Source organism: Ancylobacter sp. TW_SC_1, assembly GCF_056836805.1.
Genome location: NZ_CM166365.1, coordinates 1,345,264 through 1,370,227, shown reverse-complemented (window position 1 = coordinate 1,370,227; position 24,964 = coordinate 1,345,264). Strand labels below are relative to the sequence as shown.

General features: G+C 68.5%; 20 protein-coding genes. 9 read left to right on the top strand and 11 right to left on the bottom strand.

The features are described from left to right. Positions 1 to 21: 21 nt before the first annotated feature. Both AC1PZ7_RS06315 and AC1PZ7_RS06310 read right to left on the bottom strand, forming a co-directional pair. The gene (locus tag AC1PZ7_RS06315; protein ID WP_482358645.1) at positions 22 to 2,319 is read right to left on the bottom strand and encodes a nitric oxide reductase activation protein NorD; all 2,298 of its coding nucleotides are present in this window, start codon (positions 2,317 to 2,319) and stop codon (positions 22 to 24) included. Continuing rightward, a complete protein-coding gene (locus tag AC1PZ7_RS06310) occupies positions 2,316 to 3,128 on the bottom strand; it encodes an AAA family ATPase (RefSeq protein ID WP_482358644.1) in 813 nt (270 codons plus the stop codon). The genes AC1PZ7_RS06315 and AC1PZ7_RS06310 overlap by 4 nt, the downstream gene beginning before the upstream one ends. A gap of 219 nt (positions 3,129 to 3,347) precedes the next feature. On the opposite strand from AC1PZ7_RS06310, the gene AC1PZ7_RS06305 reads away from it, so the two are divergent. Then, positions 3,348 to 3,878 carry a flavin reductase family protein gene (locus AC1PZ7_RS06305; protein WP_482358643.1) on the top strand — a complete coding sequence of 177 codons (531 nt, stop codon included), beginning with the start codon at positions 3,348 to 3,350 and terminating at the stop codon, positions 3,876 to 3,878. A 4-nt stretch (positions 3,879 to 3,882) separates the two neighbouring features. Here AC1PZ7_RS06305 and AC1PZ7_RS06300 read toward each other — a convergent pair whose 3' ends face one another. Genes AC1PZ7_RS06300 through AC1PZ7_RS06290 form a run of 3 tightly spaced genes read right to left on the bottom strand, consistent with a single transcriptional unit; the run spans position 3,883 to position 8,760 of the window. Next, the gene (locus tag AC1PZ7_RS06300) at positions 3,883 to 5,013 is read right to left on the bottom strand and encodes an ABC transporter permease (RefSeq protein WP_482359579.1); all 1,131 of its coding nucleotides are present in this window, start codon (positions 5,011 to 5,013) and stop codon (positions 3,883 to 3,885) included. Between the two features lie 13 nt (positions 5,014 to 5,026). Further along, a complete protein-coding gene (gene rbbA, locus AC1PZ7_RS06295) occupies positions 5,027 to 7,735 on the bottom strand; it encodes a ribosome-associated ATPase/putative transporter RbbA (protein WP_482358642.1) in 2,709 nt (902 codons plus the stop codon). Next, the gene (locus AC1PZ7_RS06290; protein WP_482358641.1) at positions 7,732 to 8,760 is read right to left on the bottom strand and encodes an HlyD family secretion protein; all 1,029 of its coding nucleotides are present in this window, start codon (positions 8,758 to 8,760) and stop codon (positions 7,732 to 7,734) included. Before AC1PZ7_RS06290 ends, rbbA begins: the two co-directional genes overlap by 4 nt. Before the next feature lie 192 nt (positions 8,761 to 8,952). Here AC1PZ7_RS06290 and AC1PZ7_RS06285 point away from each other — a divergent pair, with 192 nt between their 5' ends. From AC1PZ7_RS06285 to AC1PZ7_RS06260, 6 genes are all read left to right on the top strand, one after another. Continuing rightward, positions 8,953 to 9,936 carry a zinc-dependent alcohol dehydrogenase family protein gene (locus AC1PZ7_RS06285; RefSeq protein WP_482358640.1) on the top strand — a complete coding sequence of 328 codons (984 nt, stop codon included), beginning with the start codon at positions 8,953 to 8,955 and terminating at the stop codon, positions 9,934 to 9,936. A gap of 59 nt (positions 9,937 to 9,995) precedes the next feature. After that, positions 9,996 to 12,377, top strand: coding sequence for a phosphoketolase family protein (locus AC1PZ7_RS06280; RefSeq protein ID WP_482358639.1), 2,382 nt, complete (start codon positions 9,996 to 9,998; stop codon positions 12,375 to 12,377). Between the two features lie 168 nt (positions 12,378 to 12,545). Next, complete coding sequence (locus AC1PZ7_RS06275) at positions 12,546 to 12,818, top strand: PepSY domain-containing protein (protein WP_482358638.1); 273 nt, start codon at positions 12,546 to 12,548, stop codon at positions 12,816 to 12,818. Further along, positions 12,818 to 13,381 (top strand): cytochrome b/b6 domain-containing protein, encoded by a 564-nt coding sequence (locus AC1PZ7_RS06270; RefSeq protein WP_482358637.1) that lies wholly within the window; start codon positions 12,818 to 12,820, stop codon positions 13,379 to 13,381. Before AC1PZ7_RS06275 ends, AC1PZ7_RS06270 begins: the two co-directional genes overlap by 1 nt. A gap of 7 nt (positions 13,382 to 13,388) precedes the next feature. Further along, a complete protein-coding gene (locus tag AC1PZ7_RS06265; RefSeq protein WP_482358636.1) occupies positions 13,389 to 14,066 on the top strand; it encodes a response regulator in 678 nt (225 codons plus the stop codon). Then, entirely contained in the window at positions 14,063 to 15,490 is a 1,428-nt protein-coding gene (locus tag AC1PZ7_RS06260; RefSeq protein WP_482358635.1) for a sensor histidine kinase, read from the top strand. The genes AC1PZ7_RS06265 and AC1PZ7_RS06260 overlap by 4 nt, the downstream gene beginning before the upstream one ends. Here the strand turns inward: AC1PZ7_RS06260 and AC1PZ7_RS06255 are convergent. Together AC1PZ7_RS06255 and AC1PZ7_RS06250 are read right to left on the bottom strand one after the other, a co-directional pair. Then, positions 15,474 to 16,274 carry a DUF72 domain-containing protein gene (locus tag AC1PZ7_RS06255; protein WP_482358634.1) on the bottom strand — a complete coding sequence of 267 codons (801 nt, stop codon included), beginning with the start codon at positions 16,272 to 16,274 and terminating at the stop codon, positions 15,474 to 15,476. The genes AC1PZ7_RS06260 and AC1PZ7_RS06255 overlap by 17 nt on opposite strands. An 87-nt stretch (positions 16,275 to 16,361) precedes the next feature. Beyond that, entirely contained in the window at positions 16,362 to 16,832 is a 471-nt protein-coding gene (locus tag AC1PZ7_RS06250; protein WP_482358633.1) for an Lrp/AsnC family transcriptional regulator, read from the bottom strand. A 129-nt stretch (positions 16,833 to 16,961) separates the two neighbouring features. Here AC1PZ7_RS06250 and AC1PZ7_RS06245 point away from each other — a divergent pair, with 129 nt between their 5' ends. Both AC1PZ7_RS06245 and AC1PZ7_RS06240 read left to right on the top strand, forming a co-directional pair. After that, positions 16,962 to 19,334 (top strand): transketolase, encoded by a 2,373-nt coding sequence (locus tag AC1PZ7_RS06245; protein ID WP_482358632.1) that lies wholly within the window; start codon positions 16,962 to 16,964, stop codon positions 19,332 to 19,334. A gap of 151 nt (positions 19,335 to 19,485) precedes the next feature. Next, positions 19,486 to 20,508: an NAD-dependent epimerase/dehydratase family protein gene (locus AC1PZ7_RS06240; RefSeq protein ID WP_482358631.1), complete on the top strand. Its 1,023-nt coding sequence runs from the start codon at positions 19,486 to 19,488 to the stop codon at positions 20,506 to 20,508. A 15-nt stretch (positions 20,509 to 20,523) separates the two neighbouring features. On the opposite strand, the gene AC1PZ7_RS06235 is transcribed toward AC1PZ7_RS06240, so the two are convergent. Genes AC1PZ7_RS06235 through AC1PZ7_RS06220 form a run of 4 tightly spaced genes read right to left on the bottom strand, consistent with a single transcriptional unit; the run spans position 20,524 to position 24,937 of the window. Then, complete coding sequence (locus AC1PZ7_RS06235) at positions 20,524 to 21,783, bottom strand: glycosyltransferase family 4 protein (protein ID WP_482358630.1); 1,260 nt, start codon at positions 21,781 to 21,783, stop codon at positions 20,524 to 20,526. Next, the gene (gene wecB, locus AC1PZ7_RS06230) at positions 21,780 to 22,916 is read right to left on the bottom strand and encodes a non-hydrolyzing UDP-N-acetylglucosamine 2-epimerase (RefSeq protein ID WP_482358629.1); all 1,137 of its coding nucleotides are present in this window, start codon (positions 22,914 to 22,916) and stop codon (positions 21,780 to 21,782) included. The genes AC1PZ7_RS06235 and wecB overlap by 4 nt, the downstream gene beginning before the upstream one ends. Positions 22,917 to 22,932: 16 nt before the next feature. Further along, a complete protein-coding gene (locus AC1PZ7_RS06225; protein WP_482358628.1) occupies positions 22,933 to 24,096 on the bottom strand; it encodes a polysaccharide biosynthesis C-terminal domain-containing protein in 1,164 nt (387 codons plus the stop codon). After that, complete coding sequence (locus AC1PZ7_RS06220) at positions 24,074 to 24,937, bottom strand: dTDP-4-dehydrorhamnose reductase family protein (RefSeq protein WP_482358627.1); 864 nt, start codon at positions 24,935 to 24,937, stop codon at positions 24,074 to 24,076. The genes AC1PZ7_RS06225 and AC1PZ7_RS06220 overlap by 23 nt, the downstream gene beginning before the upstream one ends. Positions 24,938 to 24,964 lie beyond the last annotated feature (27 nt).

The window sequence follows — 24,964 nt, the reverse complement described above, 5'->3', positions numbered from 1 at the left end:
CGGCTGGCGCGGCGGCCTTCCTCACCGCCGCGCCAGCCGGAAATAGAGCTCCGACAGCCGCATCGGCAGGTCCTCGACCCGGCGCACCGGCATGGCGTTGGCCTTGCCGAAGATGGCGGGGCCGGACCCGACTCCGCCGGGATCGAGGGTGACGCCGAAAGTGTCGATGCCCTGCGAGCGGAGCTGCAGCACCACGCGCCGCGCGTCCTGCACCAGGTCCTCGCCCGCCACGTCTATGTCGGCGGGCTCGCCATCGGTGAGCACGAGGATCAGCTTGCGGAAGCTGCGCACGCGGGCGATCTCCGCCCCGGCATGGCGCAGCGCCGCCCCGAGCCGGGTCGACAGGCCGGAGGAGAGCCCGGCAAGGCGCGCCATCGCTTCCCCGCCATAGGACGCGCCGAACCCCTTCACCTCGCTCACCCGCACGTCGCCGCGCCCCGCCGAGGCGAAGGCGAGCAGCGAAAAGTCGTCGCCGAGCGTCTCCAGTGCCTCTGCCAGCATGGCCACGGCAAGCTTCTCGACGTCCAGCACGCTGGAACCGTCCGCCAGCTTCGCCCGCGTCGAGTGTGACACGTCGACCAGCACCAGCACGGCGAGGTCGCGCTGCAACAGCGCCGAGGAGCGGAACACCCGCATGTCCGGCATCTCGCCGGCCCGCCGGGCGATCGCCGCCTCGATGGCGGCGTCGATGTCGAGATCATGCCCCTCCGCCTGCCGCTTGAGCCGCGCCGCGCGGCCGACCTTGGCCGCTTTCACGAGGCGCGCGATACGCACGCGCAACGGCGCCGCGCGGTCCAGCGCGCGCCGCAGCGGGCGGACGTCGCCCACCGCCGGCATCGTCGCCCGCACGCTCGTCCAGTCCGGCCGCTCGATGCCCGCGCCCGCGTCCCATTCCGGATAGGTGGCGATCACCATGCCACTCTCGCCCGCAGCCTTCGGCCGTGCCCGGCCGGCGGGCTCGCTCGTCGGCTCCTCGTCCGCCGTGCCGTCGTCGGCCTCGCGCCGCTCGATGCGGGCGGCCTCGACCATCATCTCGATCTCGGCCACGACGTCCGGGTCGATGTCGCCGAAGTCCCACAACCCCAGCCCGTCATCGCGATAGGCCGGCTCCACCACATGGCCGCGCCCGTCGAAGCGCAGGCGCCGCTGGCCGATGTCGTTGGCGAGGCGCGTGCCGATGTCGAGGCTGATGGACGGGTCCTCGATCCGCTCGCGCGCGGCGGCGAACAGCTCCTGCGCCTTGCCGACCAGCGCATCGGGATCGCTGTAGGCGGGATCGAACAGGCCGCGCGCCAGCCGCGCCAGCAGCGCGGCGGTGGTCGGCCCGTCCTGCGGCGTCGCGACGTGATAAGGCGCCCACAGCCGGCGCAGGCCGGGATAGCGCCGCATCGCCAGTTCCTCGATCCGCGCATCCTCGACGAGGTTGGCCAGCGCCATCTGCACCGGCTTGAACTTGCGGATCGGGAAGCGTGGATTACCGAAGAAGAGATGCGCGCCGGCATGCGCGGCGGCGGCGAGATAGAGATCGCGCGCGGCTTCCCCCTTCACTCCGGGGAAGATGTCCGGCAGGCGGATCGCCGGCCCGGCGATGTTCGCCCGGCGCGGTATCCCAGGATCCGCAGGTGGTTGCGGCTGAAGGTTTGGCGACGCGCCCCACAGCGCGGTGAGCACCATCTTCAGCCCGGCCTCCAGCTCGTCGAAGCCCGGCCCGGCGCCGATGCGCGCCAGCAGCCCCAGGGCGAGCGGATCCTCCAGCCCGAAGAAGGCGCGCTGCCGGGCACGGTCGCGGCCGGCAGCCTTCAGCCCGGCCTCGACGAAGGCTTCGAAAGCGGCCATATGGCCCGGCAGGACGAGCCGCGGGGCCTGCCCGGCAACCAATTCCACGCAATCGGGCGCCGCGCCCCCGAGGGCGAGCAGTGCCCGCCACCAGGTCGCCCGCTCGTCCGCCCCGGAGAGACGCGGCGCGATCTCGGTGAAGGCGGCGAGCGCGGCAATGGACGCACCCGCGCCCGCCTCGCGGCAGAGCGCGGCAGCGGCACTGCCCGTCGCGCCGAGCGCCGCCGGGGAGAACCGCACCGACGGTTCAAGGCTCGCGCGCCAGAAGGCCAGCAGGCAGCCCGCGCCGGCATTCACCTCGACCAGCGCCAGAACGCCCGCCGCCCAGGGCTCCAGCGCCGCCTCGCCATGTCGCGCGGCGAGGCGCCGGCGTGTGGCGACGAAGGTGGCGGCGAGGTTCTCGCGCGCCGCCATCAGCCCTGCGAGGCGGTCGAGGGCAGGCGTATCGAGACCGGGCGTGTCTATGTCGAGCATGTCGCTCATGCGAAGCAGGCGGAGATCGCGGAACCGAGTGCCTGGCGCACATCGGGGTCGTCGGTGATCGGCAGCACGATGCCGGCCTGCACCGCCGCCTGCAGCGACACGCCGCCCGTCGCCAGCCGGCCGGCATGGATCAGCATGCGGGTCGAGGCGCCCTCGTCCAGCCCCTGGCCGCGCAGATTGCGCGAACAGGCGGCGATGGCGACCAGCGTGCGGGCCAGAGCGAGGTCGGCGCCCGCCTCGCGCATGACGATCTCCGCCTCCAGCGCCGGGGCGGGATAGTCGAAATCGATGGCGATGAAGCGCTGCTTGGTCGATTCCTTCAGGTCCTTGACCGCGCTCTGGTAGCCCGGATTGTAGGAGATCACGAGCTGGAAGTCGGCATGCGCCGCCACCAGCTCGTTACGCTTCTCCAGCGGCAGCATGCGCCGCGCATCGGTGAGCGGATGGATGACGACGGTGGTATCCTGCCGCGCCTCGACGATCTCGTCGAGATAGCAGATGGCCCCGAAGCGCACCGCCTGGGTCAGCGGCCCGTCGTGCCAGACGGTGCCTTCCGGGGTGAGCAGGAAACGGCCGGCGAGGTCGGCGGCGGTCATGTCCTCATGCGCGGCGACGGTGATCAGCGGCCGTCCGAGCCGCCAGGCCATGTACTCGACGAAGCGCGTCTTGCCACAGCCGGTCGGGCCTTTCAGCATCACCGGCAGGCGATGGCGCCACGCGGCCTCGAAGACGGCGATCTCGTCGCCGACCGGCTGGTAATAGGGCTCGGCGTCGACGCGGTAGGCGGCAAGGTCGGGGGCAATCGGCATGGGGTCTCCGCGAAATTGGCGCGGCCATCCCCCTCGCGCAGGAAAGGACGGCCCCGCAAAGGGGCTGTCGGCAATCCCTGCCGTATCGCCAGCGACGGCTCTGTCGCCCGGCAATACTATTAGAAATCCATTCGCTGCGCCGCACAAGAGGATGTTTGCGGACGGCGGACGGGCGAGCCCGCGCTAGCATGTAACGATATCCCTCTGGAGCCCACGACCATGCGCAAGCTTGCCCTCGATACGGTCTACCAGTTGATCGAGCCCGGCCCCGTCGTCCTTCTGACCACCTCGCGGAACGGCAAGCCCAACGTCATGACCATGTCCTGGCACATGATGATGGAGTTCAGCCCGCCGCTGATCGCCTGCATCGTCAGCGAGAACGATTTCAGCTTCCAGGCGCTCAAGGCCACGGGGGAATGCGTCATCGCCCTTCCCGCCGTCGAGCTGGCGGAGAAGGTGGTGGCGGTCGGCAACAGTTCCGGGCGGGAGGGCGACAAGTTCGTGCGCGTCGGCCTGACCCCGCTGCCGGCGAGCGAGGTCGCCGCGCCGCTGGTGAAGGAGTGCTTCGCCAATCTCGAATGCCGCGTACGCGACACCACGCTGGTCGAGGCCTACAACCTCTTCGTGCTCGAGGTCGTGGCGGCGTGGACCGACCCGGCGCAGGAGCAGCCGAAGACCATCCATCATCGCGGCTACGGCAGCTTCGCCGTCGACGGCGAGACGATCACGCTCGCCTCGAAGATGCCGTGAGCCTCTACTGCGCCCCCTGCAGCGCCTTGCGGAAGCGCAGCACCGCCAGCCCGAAGAAGGCCGCGCCGATGCCGAGCAGCGCCAGCAGGTTCGGCCAGATGACCGACAGCCCGGCGCCGCGATAGAGCACGGCCTGGGACAGGGCGACGAAATGCGTCGAGGGCGAGAGCTGCATCACGTTTTGCAGCCAGACCGGCATGCTCTCCATCGGCGTGGTCGAGCCGGAGAGCAGGTTCATGACGATCAGTATCGGCATGACGATGAGGCCGAACTGCGCCATCGAGGTCGAGACGGTGGCGACGAGGATGCCGAGCGACGTCACCGAGAACTGGTAGACCAGCATGGAGGCCACAAACAGCGCCACCGAGCCCTGCACCGGCACATTCAGCACCCGCTCGACCACGACCAGCAGCGACAGCGTCGCCGCCACGACGATCACCAGCCCGTTGGCCCAGATCTTCGCCAGCATGATCTCGATCGGCGTCACCGGCATCACCAGCAGATGCTCGATCGTCCCATGCTCGCGCTCGCGGATCAGCGCCGCGCCGGAGAGGATGACCGCCAGCATGGTGACGTTGTTGATCACCTGCATCACCGAGGTGAACCAGGCGGAGGTCAGGTTCGGGTTGAACTTCGGCCGGATGACGACGTTCACCGGCGCATCGGAGTTGACTGCGGAATTGGCTGCAAGAGCTGCTGCCACTTCCTGCTGCAGGATGTTCTGGATGTAGGAAGCGCCGTTGCCGGCCTGCGACATTGCGGTGGCGTCGATGTCGAGCTGGATGGTCGGGGTGCGCCCGGCGATCAGGTCGTGCTCGAATCTCGGCGGGATCTCGACCACGAAGACGAAACGGCCGGAATCCATCGCCTCGTCGATCGCGTGGGCGCCGATCAGTACCGGCTCCTTGAAGAACGGCTTGAGCAGGGCGTCGCGCAGTCGGCGCGACAGCGCGGTCTGGTCCTCATCCACCACCGCCACCGCGGCGTTCTCGACCTCGAACTTGGCGCCCACCGAGACGGTGTAGACCGCCACGGTGAAGGTGTAGACGATGAGCAGCGCCAGCACCGGGTCCGACTTGAGGCTGTAGAGCTCCTTGATGCCGAGGCGCCAGATGCGCGCCATGCGAGCGAGCATTCCCGCCAGCATGTCAGGCCCCCTGCTTGCGCAGCGCCAGCATGGCGCCGGCGATGAAGACGAGCGCCAGGACGAACACCATCGCGATGTCGGCCCACAGCTGCGTGAAGCCGAGCCCCTTGGTGAAGGCGCCGACGCTCACCTGCTGATACCAGGCGGAGGGGAAGCCCAGCCCCATGATCCGCGCCCCGCCGGACAGCGAGGATACCGGCACCAGAAGCCCGGAGAAGTTCACCGCCGGAATGATGGCGATGATCGCGGTGGCGAAGATGGCGGCGACCTGGCTCTTCACGAAGCTCGACACCAGCAGCCCGAAGGCGGTGGTCGCGAACACATAGACCAGCGAGCCGAAGGCGAGCGTGGCGAAGGAGCCCTTCACCGGCACGTCGAAAACCAGCCGCGCCGCCACCACCATGGTCAGGAAGCTGAGGAAGGCGATGGCGACATAGGGAAGCTGCTTGCCGAGCAGGAACTCGAAGCGCGTCACCGGCGTCGACTGGAAATTGGTGATGGAGCCGGTCTCCTTCTCCTTCACCACGCCGAGCGCGGTCATGATCGCCGGTATCAGCACCAGCATCAGCATGATGACGCTGGGCACCATGGCGTTCACGCTCTTGAACGCCTGATTATAGCGGTAGCGCGGCTCGATGGTGAACGGGTAGAGCGGCGTCGACTTGCCGGTGGTGCGCAGCTCCTCGTCGGCGAGATAGCTCTGCGCGATGCCCTGCACATAGCCGCGCGTGGTCTCGGCGCGGAACGGCATGGAGCCGTCGAGCCACACGCCGACCTCCGGCTGGCGCTCACGCAGGAGGTCGCGGCCGAAATTCGGCGGCACCTCGATGGCGAACTTCAGCTCGCCATTCTTCAGCCGGGTGTCGAGCTCCTCGATGGACGCGATCGGCGCGTGCGTCTCGAAATAGCGCGACCCCTCGAAGCTCTCCAGCAATTGCCGGCTCTGGGCGCTGCGGTCCTGGTCGAAGGCGGCGTAGGGCAGATCCTCGACATCGAAGGAAATGCCGTAGCCGAAGGCGAAGAGCAGCAGGAGCGGCCCGATCAGTGCGAAGGCGAGGCGGGCGGGGTCGCGCACGATCTCAAGGGCCTCGCGCCGCGTATAGGCCCAGAGCCGGCCGGCATCGAAACGGCGCACATGGGCGGGAGCGGCGGGGCGTTCCTTCAGCTCCGCCCCGCCCTGCTCGCGGCCCATGCCGGCCTCTTCCAGCACGGCGATGAACACGTCTTCCAGCGTGTCCATGCCGCGCTGCTGCTTCAGTTCGTCCGGCGTGCCGATGGCCAGCACCTTGCCGGCATGCATCAGCGAGATGCGGTCGCAGCGCTCCGCCTCGTTCATGAAGTGGGTCGAGAGGAAGATGGTGACCCCGTCCTCGCGGGACAGCTCGATCAGCGTGCGCCAGAAGCCGTCGCGCGCCACCGGGTCGACGCCGGAGGTCGGCTCGTCGAGGATGAGGATTTCCGGACGGTGGATCACGGCGACGGCGAGCTGCAGGCGCTGGCGGATGCCGAGCGGCAGGCTCTCGGGGCGCACATCGGCGACGTCGGCGAGGCCGAAGCGCCGTTCCATCTCGGCGACGCGCCCGGCGACGTCGGCGATCTCGAACAGATGCGCGTGCAGCACGAGATTCTGCCGCACGGTCAGCTCCGAATAGAGCGAGAAGGACTGCGACATGTAGCCGACACGCTTGCGCGTCGCCATGTCGTCGCCTTCCAGCTTCGCGCCGAACAGCCTGGCCTCGCCCTCGCTCGCCGGCAGCAGGCCGGTGAGCATCTTCATGGTCGTCGACTTGCCGGAGCCATTGGAGCCGAGGAAGCCGAAGATCTCGCCCTTCTCGATGCGGAAATTGACATGATCGACGGCAACGAAATCGCCGAAGCGGCGGGTGAGGCCCGTCGCCTCGATGGCAGGCTCGCCGTCATGGATGACGCGGGGCAGGTCCGGCAGCGGGCCGTCCTCGGCACGCTCGGCCGCGGGCAGCAGGGCGACGAAGGCGCGCTCCAGCGTCTCTTCGCCGGCCTGTTCGAGAATCTCCGCCGGGCTGCCGGTGGCGAGCACCCGCCCGCCATTCACCGCCGCCAGCCAGTCGAAGCGCTCGGCCTCCTCCATATAGGCGGTGGCGACGATGACGCTCATCGAGGGACGGCGGGCGCGCATCCGCGCCATCAGCTCCCAGAACTGCCGGCGCGACAGCGGATCGATGCCGGTCGTCGGCTCGTCGAGAATCACGAGGTCGGGATCGTGGATCAGCGCCGCGCAGATGCCGAGCTTCTGCTTCATGCCGCCCGACAGCTTGCCGGCCGGCCGCGTGGCGAAAGCCGACAGGCCGGTCGCCGCGAGAAGCTCCTCGATGCGCTCGGCCCGCTCGGCCGCGCCCTGCCCGAACAGCCGGCCGAAGAAATCGAGGTTCTCGGCGATGGACAGGGTCGGGTAGAGATTGCGCCCGAGCCCCTGCGGCATGAAGGCGACGCGCCCGCCGACCTGCCGTCGCCAGTGCCGGTCCGCCATGTCGCCGCCGAGAACCGCGACCTTGCCGCTCTGGATGCGGGTGACGCCGGCGGCAAGCGAAAGCAGGGTCGATTTGCCCACGCCGTCCGGGCCGATCAGCCCCGCCATGCAACCCGCCGGCACCACAAGGTCCACCGCGTCGAGCGCGACCGTCTTGCCGTAGCGGTGGGTAACGCCGGTCAGCGCGATGGCGGCCCCGCTCATTGCGGCAGCTTCACCGCAAGCGACTCGGGCCAGGGCGTCGCGGGATCGATGCGGACATAGGCGAGGCCGCGCACGCCGGTCTTCACCCGGTCCTCATATTGCCGCAGCAGCTCCGCCGCGATGCGCAGCTTGACGCGGAACATCAGCTTCTCGCGCTCATCGGCCGTCTCCACCGACTTCGGCGTGAACTGCGCGCCGGTGGCGACGAAGCTCACCGTCGCCGGCACCACATAGTCGGGCGCCGGATCGAGCACGATGCGCGCCTCGTCGCCCATCGCCAGACGGCCGGCGACGCGCGCGGGCACGAAGACGGTCATGTAGACGTCGGAGAGGTCGAGCAGCGTCACGATCGGCGCGCCGGCCGCGACCACCTCGCCGGACTGCACCAGCTTGTACTCAACCCGGCCGCGGCGCGGCGCCTTGAGGGTGGAATCGTCGATCAGCGACTGGACGCGCGCCACCTCGGCCCGCGCCGCGTCGGCGGAGGCGTGCGCCTCGTCGAGCGAGGCCTGGGCGGCGCGCAGGGCGGCGAGCGCGACGTTGAGCTGGCTCTGGCGCAGATCGAGCGACTGCACGGTGCCGTAGCCGCTCTCCTTGAGCTTGGAGGCGCGCTCGTGCTCCTGTTCGGCCAGCGTGCGCTCGCTCTCGCGCTGGGCGATGGCGGCCTCGGCCTCGGCGATGGCCTTCTCGGCGCGGCGCACCTGCGCCTCGGCGCCGGCGAACTGGGCCTCCAGCTCGGAGATGTCCATGCGCGCCACGACCTGGCCGGTCTCGACCGTCTGTCCTTCCTCGACGAGCACGGCGAGGACGCGGCCGGCGAGCTTGGCGGCGACCAGCACCTGCTCCGCCTCGATGCGGCCATTGGTGGAAAAGATACCCGCCGGTAATTTGTTGCCAGTCAATTTGCCGATCAGCGCCTGCAGCCGCTCGCTGAGCCCGGAGAGCGACGTCGCGCCATCCTGCGCCGCCGCGGGCGCGGCGAGCCCCACGCACAGCAGGATCGCCGAAAGAAGCTGGACCGGCATCTGTCGCCGCCTTGCCATCACCACTCCGTAAGATTGCCTCGGAACCTCTAGGCCAAGATGGCGCGCACCGCCATTTCCGCCAAGATGGCCCTCAAGCTAGCCGCCGATTGCGCAGCCGTCTTGACCGCGATCAACGATGCGACGGCAATGGGCATGTTGGATAGGCACAATCCACCTGCGCGAGGTTTTTCGATGAAGGCCATGGTTCTTCATGCCTATGGCGAGGCGCTTCGCCTCGAGGAAAGACCCCTGCCGGTGCCCGGCCCGGGTGAGATTCGCGTGCGGGTCGAGGCCTGCGCCGTCTGCCGCACCGACCTGCACGTGGTCGATGGCGAACTGCCGCCCGGTCCGCTGCCCATCATTCCCGGCCACGAGATCGTCGGCATCGTCGACGGGCGCGGGCCCGGCGTCGTCGCCCCCGCCATTGGCGCGCGGGTGGGCGTACCCTGGCTCGGCCATACCTGCGGCGTCTGCCCCTATTGCGCGATGCACCGCGAGAACCTGTGCGACGACCCGCTGTTCACCGGCTACACGCGCGATGGCGGCTTCGCCACCCATGTCGTGGCCGACGCCGCCTATTGCTTCCCGCTCGACGGCTTCGACGACCCGGTCGCCGCCGCGCCGCTGATGTGCGCCGGGCTGATCGGCTGGCGCACGCTGAAGCTCGCCGGCGCGGCGGAACGCGTGGGCATCTACGGCTTTGGCGCCGCTGCCCATCTGATCGCGCAGGTCTGCCGCTGGCAGGGCCGCGAGGTCTATGCCTTCACCCGCGCGGGCGACGAGGGCGCGCAGCAGCTCGCCCTGTCGCTCGGCGCGCGCTGGGCGGGGAGTTCGGACGAGACGCCGCCCGAGGCGCTTGACGCCGCGCTGATCTTCGCCCCCGTCGGCGCGCTGGTGCCCGCCGCGCTGCGCGCCGTGCGCAAGGGCGGGCGCGTGGTCTGCGGCGGCATCCACATGAGCGACATCCCGCAATTTCCCTATTCGATCCTGTGGGAGGAGCGGCAGGTGCTCTCCGTCGCCAACCTCACCCGCGCCGACGCGCTCGAATTTCTCGACCTCGCGCCGCGCGCCGGCGTCCATGCCACCACCACGACCTATCCGCTGGAACGGGCGAACGAGGCGCTGGCCGACCTTCGCGCCGGCCGTTTCCAGGGGGCGGCGGTATTATTGCCGTGACGCGGCGCCCGCGCGCCCTATCTGACCCATAGACACGTCAGCTTGAGGAGAACGAGACGATGGCAGTTGAGCAGGGCAAGGCAACGGGTCCTCTGGGCGCGGATCTCGTCGCGCGCATGAACGCCTGGTGGCGGGCGGCCAACTTTCTCTCGGTCGGCCAGATCTACCTGCTCGACAATCCGCTGCTGCGCGAGAAGCTGACCCTCGACCATGTGAAACCGCGCCTGCTCGGCCATTGGGGCACGACGCCGGGGCTAAACTTCATCTATGTCCACCTCAACCGCGTCATCCGCGACACCGGCGCGAACGTGCTGTTCGTCGCCGGCCCCGGCCATGGCGCGCCGGGCGTGGTCGCCTCGACCTATCTGGACGGCACCTACAGCGAACTCTATCCCAACATCTCGCGGGACGAGGAGGGACTGCGCAAGCTGTTCCGCCAGTTCTCCTTTCCCGGCGGCATTCCCAGCCACGCGGCGCCGGAGACGCCCGGCTCGATCCACGAGGGCGGAGAACTCGGCTATTCGCTCTCCCACGCCTATGGCGCCGCGCTCGACAATCCCGACCTCGTGGTCGCCTGCGTGATCGGCGACGGCGAGGCCGAGACCGGGCCGCTCGCCACCTCCTGGCACGGCAACAAGTTCCTCAATCCGGCCGCCGACGGCGCGGTGCTGCCGATCCTGCACCTCAACGGCTACAAGATCGCCAACCCCACCGTGCTTGCCCGCATCCCGCACGAGGAACTGAAGGCGCTGATGGAGGGCTTCGGCCACGACCCGATCTTCGTCGAGGGTGACGAGCCCGAGCCGATGCATCAGGCGATGGCCGCGGCCTTCGACGAGGCGTTCGGCAAGATCGCCGCGATCCAGAAGGCCGCCCGCGAGCGCGGCGACACCGACCGCCCGCGCTGGCCGATGATCGTGCTGCGCAGCCCCAAGGGCTGGACCGGCCCGAAAACCGTCGACGGCAAGAAGGCGGAAGGCTTCTGGCGCTCGCACCAGGTGCCGTTCTCCGACATGTCGAAGCCCGAGCATCTGGCGCTGCTCGAGGAGTGGATGAAGAGCTACCGGCCGGAGGAACTGTTCGACGCCGCCGGCCGGCTCAAGCCCGAGATCGCCGAACTGGCCCCCCTGGGCGAGAAGCGCATGAGCGCCAACCCGCGGGCCAATGGCGGCGCGCTGCTTCGTCCGCTGCGCCTGCCGGACTTCGCCGACTACGCCGTGAAGGTGCCCAAGCCGGGCGACGTCGAGCTGGAATCGACCTATGTGATGGGCACCTTCCTGCGCGACGTGATGAAGGCCAATGCGGACAGCCGGAACTTCCGCGTCTTCGGCCCGGACGAGACCGCGTCGAACCGGCTGCAGGCGCTGTTCGAGGTCACGAACCGTGCCTGGGACGCCGAGACGCTGTCCTATGACGACCACCTCGCCCGCGACGGGCGGGTGATGGAGATGCTGTCCGAGCATATGTGCCAGGGCTGGCTGGAGGGCTTTCTGCTCACCGGCCGGCACGGGCTGTTCTCCTGCTACGAGGCGTTCATCCACATCATCGACTCGATGTTCAACCAGCACGCCAAATGGCTGAAATCGTCGAAGGAGGTGGAGTGGCGCCGGCCGATCGCCTCGCTCAACTACCTGCTGACCTCGCATGTCTGGCGCCAGGACCATAACGGCTTCAGCCATCAGGACCCCGGCTTCATCGACCATGTGGTGAACAAGAAGGCCGACATCGTTCGCGTCTACCTGCCGCCGGACGCCAACACGCTGCTCTACGTCACCGACCACTGCCTGAGGAGCTGGAACCGGATCAACGTCATCGTCGCCGGCAAGCAGCCGGCGCCGCAATGGCTCGACATGGACGCCGCCATCAAGCACTGCGCGCAGGGCATCGGCACCTGGGAATGGGCAAGCAACGACGCGGGCGGCGAGCCGGACGTGGTGCTGGCCTGCGCCGGCGACGTGCCCACGCTGGAGGCGCTGGCCGCGACCGACCTGCTGCGCGGCTATTGCCCGGACCTCAAGGTGCGCCTCGTCAACGTCGTCGACCTGATGACGCTGCAGCCGCGATCGGAGCATCCGCACGGGCTCTCCGACATGGATTTCGACGCGCTGTTCACCCGGGACAAGCCGGTGATCTTCGCCTATCACGGCTATCCCTGGCTCATCCACCGCCTCGCCTACCGGCGCACCAACCACGACAACATGCATGTGCGCGGCTATGTCGAGGAAGGCTCGACCACCACACCCTTCGACATGGTGGTGCGCAACCGGCTCGATCGCTTCCACCTCGTCGCCGACGTGCTCGACCGCGTGCCGAGGCTGCAGGGCAACGTCCATGTCCGGCAGGCGATCCGCGACAAGCTGACCGAACATGCCCGCTATATCCGCGCCCACGGCATCGACCTGCCGGAAGTGCGCGACTGGAAGTGGGGACGCCAAGCGTAAGGCCGGAGACGGACCGACCGATCGGGTTGATCAACCCGATCGGAGCAGTCCGGGGAATCGGCGGGCCGGCACCTCTCGTGGAGTTTCTGACAGGCGGACGAAAGCTTGCTGTCCGTAGTTTCCGGTCGATCGCCGCTGTTGGCCGATCGCAGGAAACAGGAACACCCGATGCGCCATATCGTTGCCGGCCTCGTCGCCTTCTCCGTCCTGGTGCCGGCCGCCGCCTTCGCCGGCCCGGCCTGCACCACCGAGGCCAAGGACAAATGGATGACCGAGGAGGCCATGAAGGCCAAGGTCGTCGAAATGGGCTACCAGAAGATCAAGACCTTCAAGATCTCGGGCAGCTGCTACGAGATCTACGGCTACACCAAGGACAACAGGAAGGCCGAGGTCTACTTCAACCCGGTCACCGGCGCCGTCGTGAAGTCCGAGATCGATTGATGGCCTCTCGGGCAGCTCAGGCCGGGGGTATCACGCCTCCGGCCACGGGCGCCGGCGTCCGGGTCTGGGACCCGGTCGTGCGCCTGTTCCACTGGACGGTCGTCGCCGGCTGCGTCCTGAACCTGTTCATCCTCGAGGAAGGCGAACGGGCACACGAGATCGTCGGCTATGTCGTCGCCGCCGCCCTCGCCATCCGCCTTGTCTGGGGGTTCGTCGGCACGAAATATGCGCGTTTCTCGGACTTCGTGCCGACGCCCTCCCGGCTGACCGCCTATCTCTCCGCCCTGCTGCGCGGGCGGGAGCCGCGCATGCTCGGCCACAACCCGGCCGGGGGCCTTATGATGCTCGCGCTCATGGCCCTGCTGGCCGGCGTGTGCCTGACCGGCTGGATGTCCACCCTCGACGCCTTCTGGGGCGAGGAGTGGCTGGAAGAGCTGCACGAAACCCTCGCCAATGCCATAATCGTGCTTGCCCTGCTGCACGCGGCCGCCGCGCTTTTCGAAAGCTGGCGCCACCGCGAGAACCTGGTGTGGGCGATGGTGACGGGCAGGAAAAAGTCGTGAGGGCTCCGTGAGAGTGCTGCTGGTGGAGGACGTCGCCCGGCTGCGCGAGCTGGTGGGCGAAACCATACGGGGCGCCGGCTGGCGGCTCGACGCCGTCGGAAGCATCTCCGAAGCCGGCGATGCGCTCGCCACGACGCGCTACGACCTCGTCCTGCTCGATCTCGGCCTGCCGGACGGCGACGGGCTCGACGTCGTCCGCGACCTGCGCCGCACCAAGAACAGCACGCCGGTCCTGGTGCTGACCGCGCGCGGCGCGGTGGATGAGCGCATTGCCGGCCTCGACGCCGGCGCCGACGACTATCTCGCCAAGCCCTTCAACAATGGCGAATTGCTGGCCCGCGCGCGGGCGCTGCTGCGCCGGGCGCCGGTTGCCGTCGACCCGGTGCTGGAAGCGGGCGCGCTCCGCTTCGATCCCGCCACGCAGGAGGTACGGTGCGGCGAGGAAGTGATCGCCCTCGCCCCGCGCGAACGGGCGGCGCTGGAAATCCTGATGCGCAATGGAGGGCGCGTCACGTCCAAGCGCGGGCTGGAGGAGATGCTCTCCGAGTTCGACGAGGAGATGAGCCCCAACGCCATCGAGGTGGTGCTCTCGCGGCTGCGCCGCCGGCTCGCCCCGCTGGACAGCGGCATCGCCATCGAGACGGTGCGCGGCGTCGGCTATCTGCTGCGCGAGACCCAAACGTGACGACAGGCGTGACGACAGGCGGGGCACCCGACAGGACGGCCGGCACCCGGCCGCGCAGGGCACGGCCGCTCGGGCGCATCGTCGCCCTGCGCATCGTGCTGTTCGCGGCGCTCGCCATGCTGGCGCAGCTCGTCGCCGTGCTGGTGGAATATGGCCGCGACCCGGAGAACCTCGCGCGCCTGCTGCTCGAACAGGAGACGGCCGAACTCGCCGAGGGTCTCTCGCTGCACGGCACGCGCCTCGCCTATGAACTGCCCGAGGAGATCGCGTCCCGCTATGGCGCGCCGGACTCGGGTTATGTCGCCCGGGTGCGCACCGCGCAGGGCGTGGTGCTGTTCTCCCACTGCGATCAGGCCTGCACCGAGCATTTCCTCCCGCTCGATCTCAACCCGCCCTCCTTCTGGCTGCGCATCATGCGGCCGGGCTACCCGCTCACCTTCGCCGGCGGCAGGACGGTGGAAATCGGCGCACGCGACGCCTTCATCGAGGTCGCGGTGACCGGCGATCCGCAGAACGCCATCTGGAGCGTGCTGGCGCACGAGGTGCTCGACCACATGGTGCTGCCGATGAGCCTCACGCTCATCTTCGTGCTGGGTGCCACGCTGCTGTCGATCCGCGCCGCGCTCAGGCCGGTGACGGCGGCCGCGGAACAGGCCGAGCGGCTCGACCCGCTGAGCCCCGACGCGCGGATCGAGGAAGCCGGCATGCCGCGCGAGATCGCCCAGTTCGCCGGGGCGGTGAACCGCTCCTATGCCCGCACCCGCGAGCTGATGAACGCGCAGAAGCTGTTCACCTCGGCCATCGCGCACGAGATCCGTACCCCGCTCGCGGTGATCCGGCTGGAGCTCGAGCACATCGACCACCCCGCTGCCCGCCGCACCACGGCGGAACTCGACGAACTCAGCCATTTCGTCGAGCAACTGGTGACGCTGGCGCGGCTGGAAGCCTCGGACCGCAGCGACTTCAAGCCGGTCGGGCTCGCCGAAATCGGCCGCGACATCGTCGCCACCATGGCGCCTTTCGTCTACGCGCAGGGCGCCAGCATCGCTTTCGAGGAGTCCGGCCATTCGGCGGTCGAGGGCAATGCCGCGCTCCTCAAGGACGCGGCCCGCAACCTGATCGAGAACGCGGTGCGCCATGGCGGGCCGGGCGTGTCGATCGTGGTGCGCAGCGACGAGGGACCGGGCCTTGCGGTGAGCGACGACGGGCGCGGCCTCGATCCGGCGCGCAGCCCCGCGACGCCGGCGCATGAGGCGCCGGGCCACTACAAGCGCGCCGGCGGCCTCGGCATCGGGCTGGAGATCGTGCGCCGCATCGCCGCCCTGCATGGCGGGCGGCTCGAACTGGAAGCCGTCGCGCCGCACGGCACGCGGGCGCGGCTGGTCTTCGCCGCCGAGGCGGGTCCGGTCACACCCGCTCGATGAGCGCCATGGCGGCGGCGGGGTTGCGCGGCTTGAAGCCGCTGATGACGAACAGGAAAACCTCGCGCGGCGCCTCCGACGCGGGCGCCACCAGCAGCGTGTCCTTCAGTGCCGGCGGGGTGCCACCCTCCGCCCAACGCCTCGCGCTGGCCGCCCAGTCGTCCAGCGCCGCCGGCGAATAGCCGAGCGGCTCGTCCTCGGTCGTGCCCATGATGCGGGCATAGACGAAGGGCGCGGTCACGTCGGCGATGGAAGGAAACGCGCTGTCGCCGGCGAAGATGATGGCGACGCCATAGGCCCGCGCCAGCGCGACGAAGTCCGGCGTGCGGAAGCTGTCGTGCCGCACCTCCACCGCGTGGCGGATGTCGCGCCCGTCGACCCGTCTCGGCAGCAGCTTGAGGAAGCCCTCGAAATCGGCCGGGTCGAACTTCTTGGTGGCCATGAACTGCCAGTTCACCGGGCCGAGCTTTTCCTTCAGCTCGGTGACGCCGCTGTTGAAGAAGCGCTCGATCGATTCACCCGCCTCGCTCAGCACGCGGCGATTTGTGGTGAAGCGCGGCCCCTTCAGCGTGAAGACGAAGCCGTCGGGCGTCTCGGCGCGCCATTTGGCGAAGCTCTCGGGCTTCTGCGAGCCGTAATAGGTGCCGTTGATCTCGATCGCCGTCAGTTTCGAGCCGGCATATTCCAGCTCGCGCTTCTGGGCGAGACCCTCGGGATAGAACACGCCGCGCCACGGCTCGAAGGTCCAGCCGCCGACGCCGATGCGGATCAAGCCGTGCTTCGCCATGACAACCTCGCTCATCGCCTCGAAGGGCCGGCAGGATAGGAGCGACCGCCCGTCCCGACAATCGCCCGCCCCGGCAATCGCCCGCGCTCACTCGATCGGCAGCGCCTGCGAATGCTTCACCTGGCTCAGCGCGAAGCTCGATTCGATGGAGGCGACGCCTTCCAGCCGGGTGAGCGTGCGCTTGAGGAAGGCCTCATAGGCAGGCAGGTCCTTGACCACGATGCGCAGCAGGTAGTCGCGCTGGCCGGTCATCAGATAGCACTCGACGATCTCCGGCCACCGCGCGATGGCACGGGCGAAGCGGTCGAGCTCGTCCTCGCGCTGGCGCTCCAGCTTGATCGAAGCGAAGACGCTGACCGGCAGCCCGACCTTGTCCTGGTCCACCACCGCGACATAGCGCTTGATGACGCCGGCCGCTTCCAGATTGCGCACCCGCCGCGCGCAGGGCGAGGGCGACAGGCCGACCCGTTCGGCGAGACGCTCCATGGTGCTGTGCGCGTCTTCCTGCAGCACGGCGAGGATCTTGCGGTCGATGGCATCTATCTTGATTTCCGGCATGAAACGCCACTATTTGATCCATGACTGGCGAATTGAGCCACGATAGGCTCGGCAGCCGACCAAGAATAGCTCCAAAATGCGCACGCGCCTGCCTAGGCTGCGACAATGGGTAAGCCCGGAGCGCCGACCATGGCCCGACACGCCGACGACATCGCCATCCTCGAAGAGCTGGAACGCAAGATCCTCTGGCTGGCGACGTGGACGATCCACAACGCCAACCATGTCCGCCCCAATGCCGACGGGCTGAAGGTGGGCGGCCATCAGGCCTCCTCGGCCTCGCTCGCCACCATCATGACGGCACTCTACCTCAAGGCGCTCCGCCCCGAGGACCGCGTCGCGGTGAAGCCGCATGCGAGCCCGATCTTCCACGCCATCCAGTATCTGTTCGGCAACCAGACGCGCGAAAAGCTGGAGAATTTCCGCGCCTATAAGGGCGCGCAGTCCTATCCCTCGCGCACCAAGGACACCGACGACGTCGATTTCTCCACCGGCTCGGTCGGCCTCGGCGTGGCGCAGACGCTGTTCGCCTCGCTGGTGCAGGACTATCTCCGCGCGAAAAATCTCGGCCATGGCCCCGAGGGCAAGATGGTGGCGCTGGTCGGCGACGCCGAGATGGACGAGGGCAACATCTTCGAGGCGCTGCTGGAAGGCTGGAAGCACGGCCTGCGCAACACCTGGTGGATCGTCGACTACAACCGACAGAGCCTCGACGCGGTGGTGCGCGAGGGTCTTTGGGAGCGCTTCGAATCGATCTTCCGCAATTTCGGCTGGGACGTCGTCATCCTGAAATACGGCCAGCTTCAGCGGGCCGCCTTCAAGGAGCCGGGCGGCGAGGCACTGCGCCGCTGGATCGACGCCTGCCCGAACCCGCTCTATTCCGCCCTCACCTTCCAGGGCGGCAAGGCCTGGCGCAAGCGGCTGATGGACGAGATCGGCGACCAGGGCGACGTCACCGCGCTGATCGAGGCCCGCTCCGACGAGGAGCTGGCGCAGCTCATGGCCAATCTCGGCGGCCACGACCTGCCCTCGCTGCTGGATGCCTTCGAGCAGGCGCGCGGCCATGACCGGCCGGTCTGCTTCATCGCCTACACCATCAAGGGCTTCGGCCTGCCGCTGGCCGGCCACAAGGACAACCATGCCGGGCTCATGACGCCGACGCAGGTGGAGAGCCTGCGCGCGCGGCACGCCGTCCGCCCCGGCCATGAGTGGGACAGGTTCGAGGGCCTCTCCACGCCGCCCGCCACGCTCGACGCCTTCATCGACGCCGCGCCCTTCCATGCGGGGGGCACGCGCCGCCACCAGCCGCCGCGCATCGCCGTGCCGGCGACGCTCGACGTGCCGCTGCAGCCGGCCATGTCGACGCAGCAGGGCTTCGGCCTGCTGCTCAACGAGATCGGCAAGCGCGAGGACGACTTCGCCGCCCGCATCGTCACCACCTCGCCTGATGTCACCGTCTCGACCAATCTCGGCGCCTGGGTGAACCGGCGCCAGCTCTTCGCCCGCGAGGAACTGGCCGACACCTTCAAGAAGGAGCGGATTCCCTCGACCTATAATTGGGAGTTCTCGCCCCGTGGCCAGCATCTGGAGCTCGGCATCGCCGAGATGAACCTGTTCACCATGCTCTCGGCGCTGGGCCTGTCGCACTCGATCTTCGGCGAGCGGCTGCTGCCGATCGGCACGCTCTACGATCCCTTCATCGAGCGCGGCCTCGATGCGCTGAACTATGCCTGCTACCAGGACGCCCGCTTCATTCTCGCCGCCACCCCCTCGGGGGTGACGCTGGCGCCGGAGGGCGGCGCGCACCAGTCCATCGCCACACCGCTGATCGGCATGGCGCAGGACGGCCTGACCAGCTTCGAGCCGGCCTTCGTCGACGAGCTGGCGGTGATTCTGCGCTTCGCCTTCGAGCATGTGCAGGCGGAGGATGGCGGCTCGGCCTATCTGCGCCTGTCGACCCGCACCATCGAGCAGCCACGCCGCGCCATCGATGCAGCGCTCGGCGACGACATCGTCAAGGGCGGCTACTGGCTGCGCCGCCCCGGCCCCAACGCGCAGATCGTGGTCGCCTATACCGGCGCGCTGGCGCCCGAGGCCATCGAGGCGGTCGGGCTGATCGCCGAGGACCGGCGCGATGTCGGGCTGCTCGCGGTCACCTCGGCCGACCGGCTGCATGCCGGCTGGACGGCCGCGCAGCGCGCCCGCGAAGACGGCGAGATCGGCGCCAGTGCCCATGTCGAGAGCCTGCTCGGCGCCGTGCCGCAGGGCTGCGCGCTGATCACCGTGGTCGATGGCCATCCGGCGACGCTGGGCTGGCTCGGCGCGGTGCACGGCCACCGCGCCCGCGCGCTCGGCGTCGCGCATTTCGGCCAGACCGGCACCCTCGCCGACCTCTACCGCCATTTCGGCATCGACGCGCAGGGCATCGTGCGCGCGGCGCAGGCGATGGCGCCGGGCCGGCCGATCCGTCACCTGCAGCCGGGGCATCTGCGCGCGGTAGGATGAAACCCCTGGCCCGACAAGCGCGCCGCGCTTTGCCCGTGCGGGGCAGCCAGGGGCTCAATCGCTTGCCTAAACCGCATCCGGCAGCGTAACAGAGCCCCCTGTGGCTCTCACCGCTGTCCGGTGCGAAGCCGGTGCGGGGGCAGGGACGAGCGTGGCGGCGTCGCAACGAATCTTCATCACCGGCACGGCCGGCTTCATCGGCTTCCATCTCGCGCGCCTGCTGCTGTCCGAAGGCTTCCGCGTCCACGGCTATGACGGCATGACGGACTATTATGATGTCCGCCTCAAGCAGCGCCGCCACGCCATGCTGGCGCAGAACGAGGGCTTTTCCGCCACCGAGGCGATGCTGGAGGAGTTCGAGACGCTCGGGCGGACCATCGAGGAGTTCCGCCCGGACGTCATCGTCCATCTCGCGGCGCAGGCGGGCGTGCGCTACAGCCTGGAAAACCCGCGAGCCTATATCGACGCCAACATCGTCGGCACCTTCAACGTGATGGAATGCGCCCGCGCGGTGCCGGTGAAGCACCTGCTGATGGCGTCCACCTCCTCGGTCTACGGCGCCAATGAGGAGATGCCCTTCCGCGAGGCCGACAAGGCCGACACGCCGCTGACCATCTACGCGGCGACCAAGAAGGCCTGCGAGTCGATGGGCCACTCCTACGCGAACATCTATGCTCTGCCGACGACCATGTTCCGCTTCTTCACGGTCTACGGCCCGTGGGGCCGGCCGGACATGGCGCTGTTCAAGTTCACCCGCGGCATCCTCGAAGGCACGCCCATCGACATCTACAACAATGGCGAGATGTGGCGCGACTTCACCTATGTGGATGACCTGGTGCGCGGCATCCGCCTGCTCATCGATGCCGTGCCACCGCTTCCCGGCGAGCGGGGCGAGGCGGTTGCCGGCGACAGCCTGAGCCCGGCCGCACCGTACCGCGTCGTCAACATCGGCAATTCCGACAAGGTGCGCCTGCTCGACTTCGTCGAGGCGATCGAGCAGGAGATCGGCCTCAAGGCGATCCGCAACTACATGCCGATGCAGATGGGCGACGTGCCCGCGACCTGGGCGGACGCGTCGCTCCTTAATGAGCTGACCGGCTTCCGCCCCGGCACGCCCTTCCGCGAGGGGGTGGCGCGCTTCGTGGCCTGGTATCGCGACTATTACGGGACGTGAGCCGCCGCGTGCCGCTCAGCCCGTGTCGCGCTCGGCCATGGCTTCGCGCAGCAGCGCGGCCATCTGTCCGGTCCCCTGCGCGAAGGAAAGATGCTCGTCATAGTAGCGGCGGCCATTGTCGCCCAGCATTGCCAATTGCTCCGGATCGAGCGCCGCCAGCCTTTCCACCGCCGCCGCCAGCGCGCGGGCATCCTCGGGCGGCGCGACGAGCCCCGCGCCGGCCCGCCGGACGAGTTCGGCCGCATCGCCCGCGACGGCCATGAGGATCGGCTTGCCGGCGGCAAGATAGGCCTGCGTCTTCGACGGCACGGTGACGGCGAAGAGCGGATCCTCCTTCAGATGAACCAGCAAGACATCCGCTGCCGCCAGCCAGGGGCCGACTTGTTGTTTCGGAATACGGGGGAAGAACCGGACATTGGAGAGCCCGCGCGCGGCTGCGGCCTGTTCGAGCCTCTTCGCCTCAAGCCCCTCACCCAGGAAGCAGAATTCGACCTGCGGGTGCGCGTCAGTCAGCAGGGCGGCGGCGTCGAGCACGGTATCGAGCCCCTGCGCCGGCCCCATGTTTCCTGCGAAGAGAACGCGAAAGCGCCCCGACGCGGCGAAGGTGGGTGGCGGGGCGGCGGCGACCCTGCTGCCATCGACTTCGTCCGCCCAATTGTAGATCACGGCGATCCGCTCGGCCGGCACCCCCCGCTCGACCAGCAACCCGCGAAACCCTTCGGAGAGAACACTGATCCGGTCTGCCCGGCGCCAGGTCCAGCGGCACACGGCACCGATGAACCGCAGGGCCCGCTCATTGCGGATCATGCCGGTGGCGCGCAGCGTGTCCGGCCACATATCCTGCACGTCGAGCACCAATGGCATGCGGCGCAGGCGCCGCGCCACCACGGCAGACAGGGCAACGGTCAGCGGTGGGTGATATGCATAGAGAACATCGGCGCGGCGGGCGCGGAAGAGCAGATAGAACGTCGCAGAGAGAAAGAAGCTGACATAGTTCAGCACGCGGCCGATACGGCTGCGGTCGTGGCTGGGATAGAGTGCCAGCCTTGTGACGGCGACACGGCCATGTTGCTCGCGGCGGAGCGGGCGAAGGCGGTAGCCTTGATAAACCTTCCCACCGGGATAGTTGGGGAAACCGGTCACGACCTCCACATCGATCCCGAGCGCGTCGAGACGCTGGGCGAAGGCGAGGCCCCGCACTGTCGGCTCGGGATCGAACCATTGCGAAAGCAGGATCAGACGCCGCCGAGGCGCGTCGCCGGCAGCGGGGGTCATGGGGTCAGCTCGTTCGCCCTGATCCCGTCCCAGCCATTGGAGAGCGGCGCGGTGCCGAGGATGAGGCTCACCACCCGCTCCGAGGTGTTGGTGATGGCGTAGTCGTCCGGCAAGGGGCAGTGCTCGCCCCGTGCCGTGCGGGCGGCGAACAGGCGGATGGCGACCTCGACGCCGCGCAGGATGGCGGCGCGGGAGAGCCCTGTGACCATGATCGACCCGGTGTCCAGCGCCTCCGGCCGCTCGATGGCGTCGCGCGGGGTGATGGCGGGGAAGTTGAGCAGCGAGGCCTCCTCGGCGATGGTGCCGCTGTCGGAGATGGCGCAGAAGGCGTTCATCTGCAGATGGTTGTAGTCGTTGAAGCCAAACGGCTTCATGAACTGCACGCGCGCATCGCTCTCGACGCCCAGCGCCTCCAGCCGCTTGCGGGTGCGCGGATGGGTAGAGACTATGAGCGGCTTCTCGTAGCGCACTGCCAGCTCCGACAAGGCGCCGACCAGTTCGCCAAGGCGTTCGCGGCTGTCGACATTCTCCTCGCGGTGCAGCGAGACGATGAAATAGCCGCGCGGAGAAAGTTCCAGCCGCTGCAGAACGTCGGAGGCCTCGATGCGCGGGCGGTAATGCTCCAGCACTTCGCGCATCGGCGAGCCGGTGAGATAGATGCGCCGGTGCGCCAAGCCCTCGGCGATGAGATGCCGGCGGGCATGCTCGGTATAGACGAGGTTGAAATCGGCGATGTGGTCGACCAGCTTCCGGTTGGTCTCTTCAGGCACATTGCGGTCGAAGGAGCGGTTGCCGGCTTCCATATGGTAGACGGGAATCTTCATCCGCCGCGCCATCAGCGCCGAGATCGCTGAATTGGTGTCGCCGAGAATGAGCACGGCGTCGGGGCGCTCGGCGGCGAGCACCTTCTCGCTCTCGATCAGGATCTTGCCCAGCGTCTCGCCCAGCGAGCCGCCGCCGGTGCCGAGGAAGTGGTCCGGCCGGCGCACGCCGAGATCCTCGAAGAACACCTCGTTCAGCTCGTAGTCATAGTTCTGGCCGGTATGAACGGGGCGATGGTCGCAGAACTCGTCCAGACGCGCCATGACACGCGAGAGGCGGATAATCTCGGGCCGCGTGCCAAATATCGTCATGACCTTGAGCATTGTCTCACCCCAGAACCGAATCGGCATAGGTATCGGGCACGGCGGGGTCGAACACTGCCTGCGTCCAGAACAGCGTCAGCAGCGGCGTCGTGCCGACATTCTCGATGTTGTGCGTGTGCAAGGTGGGCATGTCGACGGCGGCGGGCTGGCGCCCATTGACGCGGTATTCCAACACCGGACCGCTCGGCACGCGGCGGATGCGGATGACCGCCTCCCCCTCCAGCACCAGAAAGCGTTCTACCTTGTCGAGGTGGAAGTGATTGCCTCGCGTGACGCACGGCTCGGTCCAGCTGAGGAACGTCTGCCCGCCGCCGCCGCCCTTGGCCGCCTCGAAAAGAACCCCACGCGCATCCGCGTTCAGCTTCAACGGGCGCGGGAAGCCTTCCGGGTACAGCGCGGCGCGGTAGCTGTTGAACAGGGCGAGGTCGAACGGGTCCGACAGGTTCGGGAACAGGTTGGCGCCATAGGCGGCGTGCATGTCCTGAAGCCGCGCCAGAAGCTCGCCAACGCTCATCGGGCGCGGCGCGGGCCGAAGCTCGCCGAATACCCCGCCCTCACAGGCGCCGATCGCCGCTTCCACCGCTGCCCCGGCATGAAGCAGTTGCACCCGCCCTTCCGGGTTAACCTCGGGCGTCTCCCCGCGCATCACCTGGTGGATGAAGGTGGCGGTGACATTGTTGTAGAAGGGCCGCGCGCCCTCGCCGAAAATGTGCGGCAGGACGAGGTTGGTGAAGCGCGGCGCGGCGTCGGCAAGGATCTCGCCCGCCCGACGCTTGGAGCGGCCATAGGGCGTGTCGGACGCGGCATGGGTGGAATTGGCGTAGACGATATGCGGTGCGGCCTCGCTCTTCCCGCAGGCTTCGGCGAGGCGGGTCGCGATGTCGACGTTGCCGGTCTCGACCTCGGCTTCAGTGCCGCGGTTGACGCCGGCGAAATGCAGCACCGCCGCCGCACCCTCCACCGCCCCGCCAAGACGGGCGGGATCGTTGAACGTCGCGCGGTCGAGGGGCGCCAGATCATAGGGCGCCGGCTCGCCGCGGAACCGGGCCGCGCAGTTGCGGGCGTGGAGACGGACAAGGCAGTGCCAGCCGAGCAGCCCGCCAGCGCCGGTGACGACGATGCGTCTCGGCCCTCCTACTTTGCCCTCACCCGCGCGGTGCATAGACATCCCGCAGATCTCCCACCAGCGTCTGCCAATCCGGCGGCATATAGCCTACCGCCGCGCGAAAGCGGTCCGACCGCAAGGAGCGATCAATCACCGGCTCGTCCTTCGGCACAATCTCGATCGCCTTGCCGTAGACCTCGGCAACGATCCGCAGCAGCGCGTCCTTGCTGATGGGCGCGGCCGACACATGATAGACGCCGCGCAGCTGTGCGTTCGGCAGCACATGCCGGGCTATGACGCGGGCCAGTTCGACGGTAGTCAGGCCCGAGAAGATCGCCCTTCTGTAGCCCCCGACAACGCCCTCTTGCGCCAGAAACCAGTCGAACAAGCCATGATGGCTGTCGAGCTCGTGGCCGACGATGGAGGTGCGCAAGGTGACGGCATGCGGGTAGTCCACCTCGCCGAGCAGCTTGCTGCGCCCGTACAGATCGGTCGCATCGGGGCGGTCGTCCTCGGTGTAGTTGCCGCGCGTGCCATCGAACACGCAGTCCGTGCTGACCTGGACGAGGCGCGCACCGGCTTCTTCGCACAGGCGGGCCAGCTGGTGGGGCAGCAGCGCGTTGATCGGCAGGGCCACCAGAGGGTCATCTGCAACGGCGAGTTGCTTCACCGCGCCGATGGCATTGATGACCGCGTCCGGCGCGACCTGGGTCAGGATCGCGCGCAGCGTATCGAAATCGTGCACATCCCCGATCCGCAGATAGCGCTCGGGGGTCAGACGCGGAAAGCTCTCCGCGGAAAACGGGCGACGGGCGACGCCATACACGTCAAGGCCCTCGGTCGGCAGAACCCGCGCTATGGCGTTGCCGAGCATGCCGCTCGCACCAACAACAAGAACCTTCATGAAGCCCTCACCTCCGCGACTATCCGC